The organism is Flavobacterium sp. CFBP9031, from assembly GCF_034044945.1.
Taxonomy (GTDB): Bacteria; Bacteroidota; Bacteroidia; order Flavobacteriales; family Flavobacteriaceae; genus Flavobacterium.
In genome coordinates this window covers 103880-118355 of sequence record NZ_JAXCWF010000009.1, presented here as the reverse complement: position 1 = coordinate 118355, position 14476 = coordinate 103880, and the positions used below count along the sequence as shown (strand labels likewise).

The following is a 14476-nucleotide window of genomic DNA, read 5'->3' as shown; positions in this document are numbered from 1 at the left end:
TTAAATTTTACTGCTTTCCCAAACAAGTGACAAATAATATAATCCGCCAATTGATGGTCCGCCGAGAATTGAAGTGTAGGGTTTGTTAAGAATATTTGTTTCGCCCAATTTTGCCGAAATTCCTTTTTTGAAAGCATAATTTACCTGAGCGTCCATTGTCCAATATGCAGGAACGGTTCCGCTGACTAGAAAAGAAACATAATCAAAATTATTTTGATAACGTGCAGTAACACTCGCTCCGAGATTTTTCCAGATATTTTGGGCAATCAAAGTTCCGTTTACATTAAATTCGGGTGTATTGAAACCGTCTTCCAAGCCATCTTTATCATCGGTTCTATCCAATTTGGTATAAGTTAAATTGGTAAGTGCACTAAAAGTGTTGTCAAAACGGTATTTCAAACCTAAACTTCCGCCATAATTGTAAATTTTACTTTTAGAATTGGTCCAAAGTCTGTAGCGATTTTGAGTGTTTTTTGAATATAAAGCAGTCGGAATCAAGTTTGGATCTGTTGTATTCGGAATGCTGGCTTCAACTTGTGCGATGAAATTTTTATAAGAGTTATAATAGAAATCGGCATCAATAAAAAGGTTTCTATTTAAAGTTATTCCTCTAAAACCAACTTCAAACGATTTGACAAATTCGGGTTCTAAATAGGTGTATGGATTTTTTTGAATCGTATTTTTATTTTTTTCGATAGCCTGCACTTGAGTCAAGCCATTTGTGTTAACATCTGTATTTACCTGCGCCTGAAATTTATCAATTGAAGCTTTGGTATAAGAGTTTTCGAAAATTCCGTCAGACATAATTCGAAGTCCGCCCACACGTTTTACGCCGCCTGAATTTACATTCGAAAACCCTTCAAAAATACTCGGAAAACGATACCCGTTTTGATACGAAGCTCTAAAGTTTAAACTTTCTTTTGGTGAATAAACTGCTGTGAACTGAGGCGTAAATTTCGCTTCAAAATAATCCGCTTTGTCCATTCTAATAGTTGCACCCAATCTTAATTTATCTGAGAAAAAATCTTTGGTTAATTGCGTGAAAGCACCAGTTTTTTGATACGTCAGATTTTCGTCAGCATGAACGGGATTAATAAAATAGTTTCCGTCGGGAACAATAATGTAATTTCTGTAATCGACACCGCTCAAAAGTTTCGCATCAATTTTTTCGAAAAAAGAAACAAAAGTTTTATCCCAATTTATCAATCCTTCGCCATGAACCAAAGTCGATTTAACTCTCAGAGCGGCACCAATATCCCAATTATTAATATTAATCAATTCGTTTTTCTTTTGTTCGTAAGTTTCCGTTCCGGGCAAAAATCTTCCTGCATCAGATTGCGTTCTGGCAATCCTGTGTGCGTCAGCAACGCTTGCTCCGCCTGTAAAAGCATTTTTATAAGCTGTGCTGTAATCGGCAAACCATCTATCATCCGATTTATAAGCGCGATCCATATTTTCTGCCAGCGAACGCATGTTGTATGAATCGCCAGTATTTTCGGTTGTTGCATAAGCTTTTACCTGAAAAACGGGAGTATGATAATCGGCAGAAAATTGATTTAAAGTATAATTGTCTAATCTAAATCGGTTGGAACGCTGATAAATAGTATTGATTAAAGCTGTTTTGTAAGTCAGAGAAAGTTCGTGATCTTTTTTTGGTCTAAAATACAATCCGAAATCAGCTTTGTAATTTTTGATTTCGTAGTCTGAAATATCCGTTTCGCGATAACCTGTTCTGGCAACAACATAATTTTTGCCATTTAAATTCAACGTTTTTCGATTGGCGGATTCGTTTCCGTAGCCGTTTACTTCATCATACGCTGGATTATCTGCACCAAATAAACCTGTCGAAGCATTAGCATTTGGAGCCAAATCAGTTCTGTCATCTGCAACCCAGTCTGTTCCGCCTGTAGTTGATGCATTGATTTTAAACGCTAATTTTTCATTGAAAGCTTTAGCCAATCTTAAATTAAACTGCGAATATACTTTCGGTGAAAACCGATCAATATTCCCTACATGATTTACGCCAGTTAATTGTTGAATGGCGATTCCCTGATATTCAGAAGGATTTTTGGTCTGAATATTGGCTAAACCATTAATCGCATTCATTCCATACAAAGCGGCTGCAGTTCCGGGGATGATTTCGATTTTATCAATATCCAAATCATTTGCGCCCAAAGCGTTTGCAATTGGAGCGCCCAAATGCGGAGCCTGATTGTCGATTCCGTCTACCAATTGAGCAAATCTTACATTGGTAGAATTGGCAAAACCTCTTGTATTAATGACTTTAAAACCCAAACTTGGCGTAATAATTTGAACGCCTTTTACATTTTCTAGTGCTTCGTAAATACTTGGCGATCCCATTGCTTTGGCTTCCGCCGATTTCAATTGCTCAATACTAATTGGCGAATGCATTAATTTTTCAGAACGACGAGATGCTGTAATCACGATTTCATTTAGTTCTTCTTTTTTAATGCTGTCTTGTGTTTTCGAATTTTGGACTTGAGAAAAACTTTTCAGGCTTATAAAAACAAAGAATAAATACAGTTTTTGGTTCATGGGTTTTGGCTGTTAAATTCAGTATGTTTTAAAATGAATACTGATGGTTAAAAAAAAAGTCGGTTTGGTTGGTTATTTTTTTAAACACATAGAAACATAGGTTTTTTTATCCTCAAAAGATTGTAAAAAAAGAAACTAGATTCTAAAACATAGATTTGCTATGTGTATTTGAATTAAGTGAAACGCCTTTTTACGATTGCTAAAGCTATGTTTCTATGTGGTTAAATATTTGTTTTTAAAACTTCAAATTCTGAGTTTCTTTTTGAGCAAACTCTTTAATACGTTTTTCAACTTCATAAAAAACAGCAATAGCTGTTTCTCCAGCTTCTGTTAATCGCGCACCTCCGCCACCTTTTCCTCCAAGAAGTTTTTCAACTAATGGACTTTCGGCACGCTGATTCATTTCTTCGACCAATTGCCAAGCTTGACGATATGCCATTTTCATTTCTTTTGCAGCATTGGTAATCGATCCCGTTTTCTTGATGTTTTCAAGAAGCCAGATTTTGCCAATGCCAAGAAATGCGCCTTCAGCTTCCTCAATCCAAACACGAACTTCAACATTGTATTTTTTACTGTCGGCCATTTTAATTTTTTAAATGCTATTCAAAAATAATTCTTTTCTGATAAAAATATTCTGTCTTTGCTATATATTTTCTAAGTATTAAAATGTAAATATAAGTATTTTTACGTAATTAAAAATACGTATTTTGTTATTTTATTTGTTTGTCAGTGAAATAGCTTTGCTACAATGCGCAATAAATGTAAATTTGCGGCTAAATTAATTTAGTGAAAAGCTTAGAACCTTAGTAACTTAGAATCTTAGTCACTTAGAAATGAAGTACAATCCAAACGAAATTGAAGCCAAATGGCAAAAATATTGGGCAGAAAATCAAACTTTTGCAGCAAAGAATAACTCTGAAAAACCGAAACATTATGTTCTTGATATGTTTCCTTATCCGTCTGGAGCAGGACTACACGTTGGGCACCCACTTGGTTATATAGCTTCAGATGTATATTCTCGTTTTAAAAGACATCAAGGTTTCAATGTTTTGCACCCAATGGGATACGATAGTTTCGGATTGCCAGCAGAACAATATGCGATTCAGACTGGACAACGTCCAGAAGATACAACGCGCGTAAATATTGATGGTGGAGTAGACAAAGAAGGAAAACAAATTGCGGGTTACAGGAAACAATTAGACAAAATCGGATTCTCATTTGATTGGGCTCGTGAAGTACGTACATCAAATCCTGATTATTACAAACATACACAATGGATTTTTATCCAATTGTTCAACTCTTGGTATTGCAGAAAACAAGGACAGGCTTTTGATATTTCAGAGCTTGTAACTGTTTTTGAAGAAAGCGGAAATGCATTGGTTGAAGCAGTTTGCGACGATAATGTTACGATTTTTACGGCTGATGAATGGAAATCTTACTCTGACGATCAAAAAGAAAAAATCTTGTTGCAATACAGAATGACGTATTTGGCAGAAACCGAAGTAAACTGGTGTCCAGGCTTAGGAACTGTTTTGGCAAACGACGAAATTGTAAACGGAGTTTCAGAACGTGGAGGTTTTCCTGTTATAAGAAAAAAAATGACACAATGGAGTATGCGAATTTCTGCTTATGCCGAGCGCTTACTTCAAGGTTTAAATGATATTGACTGGAGTGAGTCTATCAAAGAATCTCAAAGAAACTGGATCGGGAAATCGGTTGGGGCTTTGGTAACTTTTAATGTGAAAAATCACGATGAAGTAATCGAAGTATTTACAACAAGACCTGATACTATTTTCGGAGTTACTTTTATGACTTTGGCACCAGAACATGATTTGGTTGCTAAAATTACAACTCCAGAGCAAAAAGAAGCTGTTGAAGCTTATATCGAAAAAACAGCAAAACGTTCGGAGCGTGAGCGTATGGCCGATGTAAAAACCATTTCTGGAGTATTTACAGGAGCTTATGCAAAACATCCTTTTACAAAAGAAGCTATTCCGGTTTGGATTGGTGATTATGTTTTAGCTGGTTACGGAACTGGTGCTGTAATGGCGGTTCCTTGCGGAGACGAAAGAGATTATGCTTTCGCTAATTTCTTTAAAGGTCAGAGCGGAATGCAGGAAATCAAAAATATCTTCGCTAATGTTGATATTTCTGAAGCTGCATATGGATCAAAAGACAATGTTGAAATCGCAGCTTCTGATTTCTTAAATGGATTAAACTACAAAGATGCGACGGCAAAAGCGATTTATAAGTTAGAAGAAATCGGACAAGGAAAAGGAAAAACAAATTACCGTTTGCGTGATGCTGTTTTCTCTCGTCAGCGTTATTGGGGCGAACCATTCCCAGTTTATTACGTGAATGGATTACCTAAAATGATCGATACGCAGCACTTGCCAATTATTTTACCAGAAGTAGAGAAATATTTACCAACAGAAGACGGATTGCCACCATTAGGAAACGCGGCTGTTTGGGCTTGGGATACAAAGCAAAATAAAGTTGTTAATACAGACTTAGTTGATAATGTTTCGATTTTTCCTTTAGAATTGAACACTATGCCAGGTTGGGCGGGGAGTTCATGGTACTGGATGCGTTATATGGATGCACACAATGAAAATGAATTTGCAAGTAAAGAAGCATTGGCATACTGGGAAAATGTAGATTTATATATTGGAGGAAGCGAACACGCAACAGGTCACTTATTGTATTCTCGTTTCTGGAACAAATTCTTAAAAGACAAAGGTTTTGCTCCAACGGAAGAACCATTCAAAAAACTGATCAATCAGGGAATGATTTTAGGAACAACGGCTTATGTTTACAGATTGGAAGGAACAAATACTTTTGTATCTAAAAATAAAATTGAAGGCCAAAATGTACAGCCAATTCGCGTTGATGTTCATTTTGTTAATTCTTCAGATGAATTAAATATCGAAAAGTTCAAAGCTTGGAGAGAAGATTTCAATACAGCAGAATTTATTTTTGATGAAAACGGAAAATACATTGTAGGTCGTGAAGTAGAAAAAATGTCTAAGTCATACTATAATGTGGTAACTCCAGATGATATTTGTGCTGAATACGGTGCTGATACATTGCGTTTATACGAAATGTTCTTAGGACCATTAGAGCAGGCAAAACCTTGGAATACTGCGGGTATTTCTGGAGTGTTTGGTTTCTTGAAAAAATTATGGAGATTGTATTTTGATGATAATGGCTTAATCGTAAACAACGACGAACCAACAAAAGACAACTTGAAATCATTGCACAAAACAATCAAAAAAGTAGCAGAAGACATCGAGAATTTCTCTTTCAATACTTCGGTTTCTCAGTTTATGATTTGTGTAAACGAATTGTCTTCTCAAAACTGTCATTCAAGAGCGATTTTAGAACCGTTAGCGATTTTGGTTTCGCCTTATGCACCTCACATTGCAGAAGAATTATGGGCGCAGTTAGGACATACAACTTCGATTTCTGAAGTTGCTTTCCCGATTTTTGATGAGAAACATTTAATTGAAACCAATAAAGAATATCCAGTTTCTTTCAACGGAAAAATGCGTTTCACAATCGAATTGCCTTTGGATTTAACCAAAGAACAAATCGAAGAAATCGTAATGAAAGACGAAAGAACACAAAAACACTTAGAAGGAAGAACGCCAAATAAAGTGATTATTGTTCCTGGAAAAATTATCAACCTTGTAGGGTAATTATTTTAAAATTTTAATATAAAAAATTCCAAATTCCAATTTTACGATTGGGGTTTGGGATTTTTTTTGTGTTTAATTTTTTGCCACGAATTGCACTAATTTACACGAATTTTTATTTTTAAAAACGCTTAGTTTGTCATCCTGAGGAACGAAGGATCACACGCGAAACTCGACAAAGATTGGCGATTCAGTTTGCGGAGCTTCTTGCGTGGTCTTCGACTTCGCTCAGACTGACAATGCACACAGTTTGTCATCCTTAGGAACAAAGGATCACACCCGAAACTCTACAAAGATTGGCGATTTTGAATGTGGAGCTTCTCGCGAAGATTTCTCCTTCGTCGAAATGACAAGATTGGGAAAAAAACTTCGCGACTTCGCATCTTTGTGAGCAAAAGAAAACTCGCGTTCTTTGCGTAAGCCTTTGTGCCCTTTGCGGTTAAAAACCCACACCAATGTTGGGATTTGAAATTTTTTATAAAAAAAAATAAAACTTTTGTAACATTTTAATAGTTGTCGTATCAAAAGCATGGATCCGATTTAATTAACAACTTAAAACTATTAAAAATGAAAAAGTATATCATCTTAATTATCGCATTCTTATTCTCAGCATTATGTCTAAATGTTTTTGCGCAAACAAAACAATTTCCGTTTGAAGTTTTAAAAACCGGAAATGGAGATCAGTCTATTATATTTATTCCTGGTTTTGCATCTTCTGGAGATGTTTGGAATGAAACCAGAACTACATTCGAAAATCAATTCACTTGTTACACCCTTACAATGGCTGGTTTTGCGGGAAGAAAACCACAACCGAATGCTTCGTTCGAAAACTGGAAGAGTGGAATTGCCAATTATATCAAAGAAAATAATATTGAAAAGCCAATCTTAATTGGCCATAGCATGGGCGGCGGACTGGCGCTTGCCATTGCAGCAGATTATCCTAATTTGATCAGTAAAATTGTGATTGTAGATGCGCTTCCTTGTTTGGCGGCTTTAAGCGATCCTACTTTTAAATCAAAAATGAATAACGATTGCTCTTCAACGGTAAATCAGATGACAGGAATGACCAATGATCAGTTTTATGATATGCAAAAAAAGACAATGCCAAGACTTTTGGCTGATGCGTCTAAGCTGGACATGGTTGTAGATTGGAGTGTAAAATCGGATAGAACAACTTTTGGGCAAATGTATTGTGACTTTTATAATATTGATTTACGAGAAAGAATTGCACAGATTAAATGCCCCGCTTTAATTTTATTAGAATCTTATTTTATAAATTTAAAACCAGCTATAGAAGATCAGTATAAAAATTTGAAAACGGCAAATTTTCAGTACGCCACCAACGGATTGCATTTTATTATGTACGATGATACAGCTTGGTACTTAGAGCAATTAAGCACTTTTTTAAAATAGAAAGAATGGAATTTGAACAAATCTACAAAATGTATTGGGATCGAATTTTCAGGCTTTGCATGGGTTTCGTCAATGATTACGATGCGGCACAAGATTTAACTCAGGAAACTTTTATAATTGTTTGGCAAAAGCTGGAAACCTTTAGAAACGAATCTTCTATTGGAACTTGGATTTTCAGAATAGCATCCAATAACTGTCTAAGGCAGATAGAAAAACAAAAACGTTTTCCGAAATCAGAACTTCCTATTCATCTTTCAGAAGAAAAACAACATTCTATAGAACCTCAGATTCAATTCTTGTATAAATGTATTGCTGAGCTTCCCGAAACCGATCGTATTATTATTTCATTAGAATTGGAAGACATCAAACAAAATGAAATCGCAAAAATTGTCGGACTTTCTGAAGCCAATGTTAGAGTGAAAATTCATAGAATAAAAGAAAAACTGACTCAAAAATTTAAAGAAAATGAACAACGATAACAATATAGATTTTAAAGATTTATGGAAAAAACAATCCGTAAGTCAGCCAGACCTAACCGATTTGCTGGCGCGATTAAGTAAATTTAAAAAAGCGGCTTTACGCAGTTTATGGATGATCAATATTTTGCTTTCGGTAACAAGTGTCTTTATTGTTTTTATTTGGATATATTATCAGCCACAATTTGTTTCGACTAAAATCGGAATTGTGCTTACCATTCTGGCTATGGTCGTTTATGTATTTGTCTATAATAAGTTAATGGACGATTATAAAAACATAGATGCTACACAGGCCAATCAGGAATATCTTCAAAAACTGATTTCGATAAAAAAGAAGCAACAGTTTTTGCAAACCAAAATGATGAGTTTTTACTTTATAGCACTAACACTTGGAATTTGTTTGTATATGTACGAATACGTTAGTAGAATGAGTGCTTTAGGAGCGAGTTTAACGTACGGAATCACTTTGCTTTGGATGTTGTTCAATTGGTTTTACATTCGCCCGAAACAAATTAAAAAACAGCAGGAAAAAATAAATGCTTTAATTGAAAAGTTTGAAGAAGTCAACAATCAATTAAAATCATAAAAAAAAGAAGCTTCGTAAAATCTTACGAAGCTTTCTTTTTACCAAAAACTTAAATCTAAATTCTAAACTAATTTTTAAAGAGGAAAAACGTACGGTGTAAGAGATAATACAATTATTCCGTCGCTATTTGCCGTTGCAGTTAATTCATTCTCTAATTTTCCTCCAATGTAAAGTTTTCCAGTTAAGGTTTGTCCAGCAACTCCACCGTATCCACTTGCGCTCAGTGATGCTCCCATAGATTTTGCTTCAGCAGTAAATTCTTTAGTCCAAGGAAGTTTGGTCATATCTTCGTTTAATGCATTACCTCCTTTTTCAAAATAAGTAACTGAAGCTGTTCCTGTATAATTTCCAGTTATTTCATATTTAACATCTCTTGATCCATTTCCTGAGCCATTATCATCATTATCGCTGCTGCAAGAAACTACTGTAAAAGCAAGAGTCATTACAATTGCTAAGGTTTTCAAAATTGATTTCATAATAAAATTCTTTAATTAAAATTCATAACTTAACAAAGTTAGACGCTTATCCTGCGGACGGCAATACCTGATAAAATGTATTTTTTATTACCTGATATCAGGTAAAAGCAAGTAATTTTTTTTTGAAAGTCGTTAAGCTTTAATAACTTTGAGTAAATGCCACATTTATGAAGAAACTCTACGCCTTATTCTTTTTTTTATTTTTCACTGCAATTTCCAGTTCGCAAGTAATTCTTTCATTAGATGATGATACGGTTTATATTGACAGTATTGTTAAAATCACAAAAAACACAAAATCCGACAGTGTCAAAAGTTTGAATAGTTTCAGATTGTCAAAACTATTTTTAATGGCACAAGATGCAGAAAAATCAAAGGAATACTTGGATCAAGCGAATCGTCTAAAAATTAAATTTCCTTTTTTAAAAGACGCTTCTATTTTTTATAATGCGTACAGCTTTATAGAAAAAGGCGATTTGGAAGGCTTTGAAAAAGCTTTACTAGATGCAAACGCAAAACTTAAAAAGTATCGTAATAAGGAAGCCTATAAACTTCGTGCCGTGATACTTCAGAACTACGGCATTATGCAACAAAGGAAGAATAATGAAAACGCTTATATGAAATTGCTAGTCAACGAAGCGATTCCAATTGCTAAAAAAAGTGGTGATTATGAATTGATAAGTGCTTTAAATAAAGCCGTTGCCATTATTTTTATGAATAATGATGAACGCGAAAAAGCGGCAGAATATCTAGATCAAGCGCAGAAATATATTGAAAGTGCTACGAAAAAATCGGCAACTTTAGCCGAGTCTAAGATGGAGACGTATATTATAAATGCAGAAAATTTAGTTGAGCTGAAACATTTTTATGATGCTAAAGAAATTCTGGAGAAAGCTTATGCAACATTAGAAAAATACCCAGAATCTAATCTAAATGATTCTTATTTTTATTCGGAAGGACTTTATTATGCGAAACAAAATAAGCATAATGAGGCACTGCAAAGTTTTGATAAAGGAATTAAATCGGCAGAAAAGCATCATAATGCTATAGCGGTAAATAGATTGAAGTTTGCAGAATATGAAGTACTCTTTAAACTTAAAAATTATGATAAGGCCAAAAGCAATTTAGAATATTTAATAAAAAATACTCCTTTTATTGTAGACAAGAAAAACTATTATAAAGAGTTGTCAAAAGTTTATAACGCGACGAAAGAATATCCGAAAGCCTATTATTATTCGAATAAATACAATGTCATTAATGATAGTCTAAATGATGCGAAACTGAAAAATGAAATTGTAGAGCTTGAAGCCAAATATAAAAAAGCAGAAAGCGAAAAGAAAATTGGTTTGTTGCAATCTGAAAATGAAAAAGCGGTTTTGCAGGTTAATAATAATCGCTTGAATATGATGCTTTTTGCAGTGCTTTCGTTTGTGTTGTTTTTGACTGTTTTGTTTTTGTGGAGTTGGAATAATTATCAGAAAAAGATAAGTTTTCAAAAAGAAGTCAATCATAAGCAAGAACTTGAAGCATTAGAGAATCAGCAGAAATTATCCGTTTCAAATGCCTTGATTGAGGGAGAAGAAATCGAACGAAAAAGAATCGCAAGAGATTTGCATGATGGACTCGGAAGTATGCTTTCTGGATTAAAAATTCATTTGAATCTTGCTGAACGTGAAAACAATGAGAATGTTTCCAATATAAACGGAATGCTGAACGATTCCATAAAAGAGCTTCGCAATATTTCTCAGAATTTAATGCCTGAAAGTTTAATGAAATTAGGGCTCGAACATGCGCTGAGAGATTTGTGTGCATCGCATTCAACACCAGAGACAGCAATCGAATTTCAGTATTTGATTAAAAAAACAACTTTACCGCAACATTTTAAAATAATGATTTTCAGGATTATTCAAGAACTTTTAAATAATGCTTTAAAATATGCAAAAGCTTCTCAGATTTTAGTTTCCTGCTCTCAAAATAAAGATGTATTTTTTATAACAGTTGAAGATAATGGAGTTGGTTTTAATGTGGAGTATGCAGAAAAAAGAGACGGAATGGGATTGCGAAATATTAAAAACCGCGTGGCTTTTTTAAACGGAAAATTAGAAATTGATTCTGTCCTTGATAAAGGGACTTCAACTTATATTGAATTAAAATATAACCCAAATCATGATTATGAAGTATAAAACAGTAATAGTAGACGACCATCCAATTGTGATTTCTGGAATTGCGGGCTTACTTTCAGAGTTAGATAATATAGAAATTGTAGAAAAATTCGAATCGGGAATTGCGCTTTTAGATTATATAGAAGACAATAAAGTCGATTTGATTTTAATGGATATTTTTCTTCCCGTTATAAATGGAGTTGATCTGTGTAAAACAATCAAGCAAAAGCATCCTAAAATTGTAATTATAGGCATGAGTAGCCAGTCTGAAAGAAGTTTGGTTATGCAGTTTATCCAGAATGGAGGAAACGGATATATTCTTAAAAATGCTTCTTTTGATGAATTTAAAAACTGTATTTACAAAGCAATTGAGGGCGAAATTGTTTTTAGTGAAGAAGTAAAAACGATAATCAGTCAGCCTTTGTCTGAAGATTTGGAACGAATTCCGGGTTTGAGCCGCAGAGAAAGAGATATTGCATTACTACTTTCGCAAGGAAAGTCGACTCAAGAAATAGCCGATGATTTATTTTTGAGTTTTTTAACCGTTCAAACACATCGACGCAACATTCTTCAGAAATATAAAATGAAAAATGTGGCAGAATTAATTGCTTTTCTGCTTAAAAACAATATGTTGAATTAAGTCAAAAGTGGTAAAATAATGTCAAAATGACATTTTGTTAAAATGGTTCGCAATTTGCAGTTTGTTTTGTAAATTTAAAAATCAATCTAAAAAACATAAAAAAAATGGGATCAGGATATTTAATTATTGCTGGAGCTATCATGCTGTTCAGCTGGCTGGTAAGCTCGCAGCTGAAAAGTAAATTTGAATTGTATTCGAAGTTGCAATTGAGAAACGGAATGAGCGGAAGAGAAATTGCTGAAAAAATGCTTGCCGATAACGGAATCACAGATGTTCGTGTTATTTCGACACCAGGTCAGTTAACAGATCATTATAACCCTTCAGATAAAACAGTGAATTTAAGTGAAGCAGTTTACAACCATCGCAATGCAGCTGCAGCGGCCGTTGCAGCACACGAATGCGGTCACGCCGTACAGCATGCAATAGGTTACGAATGGCTGACTATGCGTTCTAAGTTAGTGCCTATTGTTAGCGTTGCTTCAAATTATGTACAATGGATTTTAATTGCAGGAATTTTAATGATTAAAGTTTTTCCGGGATTATTATTAATCGGAATCATCATTTTTGCTGCAACGACTTTGTTCTCGGTTATTACGCTTCCGGTAGAATATGATGCGAGTAATCGTGCTTTGACTTGGCTAGAAAACAAACACATGCTTACGCAAGAAGAGCAGGCTGGAGCAAAAGATGCCTTAAAATGGGCGGCAAGAACGTATGTAGTAGCAGCAATTGGTTCAATCGCAACGTTGTTGTACTATATATCAATTTATTCTGGAAGCAGAAGAAATTAATTAATTGAGATAATTAATCAATTAGATAATTTATAGCAAACCCGACAGATTTTTAAAATCTGTCGGGTTTTGTTTTATAATGACTCTTTGATCAATTGTCAGGCTGAGCGAAGTCGAAGCCCTTATGTCTAATTAAGACTTCCACTTCGCTCAGGATGACAGTAGAATATTATTCGTTTTCAAGAATTATCTAATTATCAAATTGACGCATTATCTAATTCTAAAGCTGTATCTGTCTGTCAATCTGCTGATCTAGCGAGATAAAAGTCTCTGTTCTTGAAACCCCTTCAATTGCTTGGATTTTGTTGTTCAAAAGCTGCATTAAATGTTCGTTATCTCGACAGATAATTTTGATCAGAACCGACCAGTTTCCTGTCGTATAATGGCATTCTAAAACTTCGGGTATTTTTCTAAGTTCTTTTACGGCTTCTGAGTTTCTTGAAGCTTTATCCAAATAAACTCCCACAAATGCCATTGTATTGTAACCCAGAACTTTTGGATTTACAGTAAACTTAGAGCCAGAGATTACGCCTGATTGTTCCAGTTTTTTTAATCTCTGATGAATCGCGGCTCCAGAAATTCCGATTTTATTAGCGATTTGCAAAATCGGTTTTCGAGCATCTTCCATTAGGTATCGAAGAATTTCTTTATCGATTCCGTCAATTTCAATTAAGAGGGAGTTGATTTTCATAACTTACAATTTGAAACTATTTTTGTGATTTGGGTTTTGAATAGAAATCAAATGTAATTAAAATGCTGTAGAAATGGAAATTCCAAATTCTAATTCTAAAATTTTAAATTCAAAACATTGCCCTTTGGTTTCAATCACGGGATACGAATCGAGGAAGCTCCAAAAACAAAAAATCCAAATCCCAGTGATTAGTTGGAATTTGGATTTTCAAATTTGTATATTTTTATTCTTAGGTTATTTTCCTTTGTTGGCTTCTGCTACATATTTTTCTAAAGCCATTGTCATAGAAGGAGTTTCAGGAGTTGGAGCAAGAATGTCAATTCTTAAACCATGATCTAAAGCTTCTTTTTGCGTTGTGCTTCCAAATACGGCAATTCTGGTGTTGTTTTGTTTAAAATCTGGGAAATTCTTAAACAATGATTTGATTCCTGTTGGACTGAAAAAAGCTAAAACATCATAATAAACGTCAGCTAGATCAGATAAATCGCTCATTACAGTTCTGTAGAAAATAGCTTGTGCCCAATCTACTTTTAAACTGTTTAAGGTAACAGGAGCATCTGCATTTAATTGGTCAGATGCAGGAAGTAAAAACTTCTCGTCTTTGTACTTCTTAATTAGCGGAGATAAATCTGCAAAATCTTTTGCTCCAACGTAAATTTTACGTTTTCTGTACACAACATACTTTTGAAGGTAAAACGCAACAGCCTCAGATTGACAAAAATACTTCAATCCTTCAGGAACTTTGTAACGCATTTCATCAGCCACTCTAAAAAAATGATCTACAGCATTTCGACTTGTTAAAATGATCGCAGTGTAATGATTAAGATCGATTTTTTGTAATCGAATCTCTTTTGCGCTAACCCCTTCTACATGAATAAATGGTCTGAAATCAATTTTTATTTTGTGTTTTTGTTGGAGCTCAAAGTAAGGAGAATTCTCCACTTTAGGTTCAGGCTGTGACACCAAAATTGTTTTCACTTTCATATTATAAAT

Annotated in this window: 12 protein-coding genes; 7 read left to right on the top strand and 5 right to left on the bottom strand. The window is 34.3% G+C overall.

The window, feature by feature from the left end:
* Positions 1-2556, bottom strand: a complete 2556-nt coding sequence (locus tag SOM12_RS15840) for a TonB-dependent receptor (RefSeq protein WP_320494180.1) — start codon at positions 2554-2556, stop codon at positions 1-3.
* A gap of 235 nt (positions 2557-2791) precedes the next feature.
* Positions 2792-3139, bottom strand: coding sequence for a winged helix-turn-helix domain-containing protein (locus SOM12_RS15835; RefSeq protein ID WP_320494179.1), 348 nt, complete (start codon positions 3137-3139; stop codon positions 2792-2794).
* Positions 3140-3389: 250 nt separating this feature from the next.
* On the opposite strand from SOM12_RS15835, the gene leuS reads away from it, so the two are divergent.
* From leuS to SOM12_RS15815, 4 genes are all read left to right on the top strand, one after another.
* Positions 3390-6254, top strand: a complete 2865-nt coding sequence (leuS, locus tag SOM12_RS15830) for a leucine--tRNA ligase (RefSeq protein WP_320494178.1) — start codon at positions 3390-3392, stop codon at positions 6252-6254.
* Between the two features lie 564 nt (positions 6255-6818).
* Positions 6819-7664, top strand: coding sequence for an alpha/beta fold hydrolase (locus SOM12_RS15825; protein WP_320494177.1), 846 nt, complete (start codon positions 6819-6821; stop codon positions 7662-7664).
* A 5-nt stretch (positions 7665-7669) separates the two neighbouring features.
* Positions 7670-8143 carry an RNA polymerase sigma factor gene (locus SOM12_RS15820; RefSeq protein ID WP_095928292.1) on the top strand — a complete coding sequence of 158 codons (474 nt, stop codon included), beginning with the start codon at positions 7670-7672 and terminating at the stop codon, positions 8141-8143.
* Positions 8130-8726, top strand: a complete 597-nt coding sequence (locus SOM12_RS15815; RefSeq protein WP_320494175.1) for a hypothetical protein — start codon at positions 8130-8132, stop codon at positions 8724-8726. Before SOM12_RS15820 ends, SOM12_RS15815 begins: the two co-directional genes overlap by 14 nt.
* Before the next feature lie 74 nt (positions 8727-8800).
* On the opposite strand, the gene SOM12_RS15810 is transcribed toward SOM12_RS15815, so the two are convergent.
* Positions 8801-9202, bottom strand: coding sequence for an MmpS family transport accessory protein (locus tag SOM12_RS15810; RefSeq protein WP_320494174.1), 402 nt, complete (start codon positions 9200-9202; stop codon positions 8801-8803).
* A 167-nt stretch (positions 9203-9369) separates the two neighbouring features.
* On the opposite strand from SOM12_RS15810, the gene SOM12_RS15805 reads away from it, so the two are divergent.
* The 3 genes from SOM12_RS15805 to SOM12_RS15795 all read left to right on the top strand — a co-directional run bounded on the left by SOM12_RS15805 (position 9370) and on the right by SOM12_RS15795 (position 12792).
* Positions 9370-11382: a histidine kinase gene (locus SOM12_RS15805; protein ID WP_320494173.1), complete on the top strand. Its 2013-nt coding sequence runs from the start codon at positions 9370-9372 to the stop codon at positions 11380-11382.
* Positions 11372-12001 (top strand): response regulator, encoded by a 630-nt coding sequence (locus tag SOM12_RS15800; protein ID WP_250834990.1) that lies wholly within the window; start codon positions 11372-11374, stop codon positions 11999-12001. The genes SOM12_RS15805 and SOM12_RS15800 overlap by 11 nt, the downstream gene beginning before the upstream one ends.
* 104 nt (positions 12002-12105) lie before the next feature.
* Entirely contained in the window at positions 12106-12792 is a 687-nt protein-coding gene (locus tag SOM12_RS15795) for a zinc metallopeptidase (RefSeq protein WP_320494170.1), read from the top strand.
* A gap of 220 nt (positions 12793-13012) precedes the next feature.
* Here SOM12_RS15795 and SOM12_RS15790 read toward each other — a convergent pair whose 3' ends face one another.
* Positions 13013-13483: an Lrp/AsnC family transcriptional regulator gene (locus tag SOM12_RS15790; protein WP_095928286.1), complete on the bottom strand. Its 471-nt coding sequence runs from the start codon at positions 13481-13483 to the stop codon at positions 13013-13015.
* 234 nt (positions 13484-13717) lie between these two features.
* Positions 13718-14467: a uroporphyrinogen-III synthase gene (locus tag SOM12_RS15785; protein ID WP_008465120.1), complete on the bottom strand. Its 750-nt coding sequence runs from the start codon at positions 14465-14467 to the stop codon at positions 13718-13720.
* Positions 14468-14476 lie beyond the last annotated feature (9 nt).

What these genes read in the sequence shown, in the direction of transcription:
- SOM12_RS15840 (WP_320494180.1), bottom strand. Translation starts at nt 2,556, where the DNA reads ATGAACCAAAAACTGTATTTATTCTTTGTTTTTATAAGCCTGAAAAGT.
- SOM12_RS15835 (WP_320494179.1), bottom strand. Translation starts at nt 3,139, where the DNA reads ATGGCCGACAGTAAAAAATACAATGTTGAAGTTCGTGTTTGGATTGAG.
- leuS (WP_320494178.1), top strand. Translation starts at nt 3,390, where the DNA reads ATGAAGTACAATCCAAACGAAATTGAAGCCAAATGGCAAAAATATTGG.
- SOM12_RS15825 (WP_320494177.1), top strand. Translation starts at nt 6,819, where the DNA reads ATGAAAAAGTATATCATCTTAATTATCGCATTCTTATTCTCAGCATTA.
- SOM12_RS15820 (WP_095928292.1), top strand. Translation starts at nt 7,670, where the DNA reads ATGGAATTTGAACAAATCTACAAAATGTATTGGGATCGAATTTTCAGG.
- SOM12_RS15815 (WP_320494175.1), top strand. Translation starts at nt 8,130, where the DNA reads ATGAACAACGATAACAATATAGATTTTAAAGATTTATGGAAAAAACAA.
- SOM12_RS15810 (WP_320494174.1), bottom strand. Translation starts at nt 9,202, where the DNA reads ATGAAATCAATTTTGAAAACCTTAGCAATTGTAATGACTCTTGCTTTT.
- SOM12_RS15805 (WP_320494173.1), top strand. Translation starts at nt 9,370, where the DNA reads ATGAAGAAACTCTACGCCTTATTCTTTTTTTTATTTTTCACTGCAATT.
- SOM12_RS15800 (WP_250834990.1), top strand. Translation starts at nt 11,372, where the DNA reads ATGAAGTATAAAACAGTAATAGTAGACGACCATCCAATTGTGATTTCT.
- SOM12_RS15795 (WP_320494170.1), top strand. Translation starts at nt 12,106, where the DNA reads ATGGGATCAGGATATTTAATTATTGCTGGAGCTATCATGCTGTTCAGC.
- SOM12_RS15790 (WP_095928286.1), bottom strand. Translation starts at nt 13,483, where the DNA reads ATGAAAATCAACTCCCTCTTAATTGAAATTGACGGAATCGATAAAGAA.
- SOM12_RS15785 (WP_008465120.1), bottom strand. Translation starts at nt 14,467, where the DNA reads ATGAAAGTGAAAACAATTTTGGTGTCACAGCCTGAACCTAAAGTGGAG.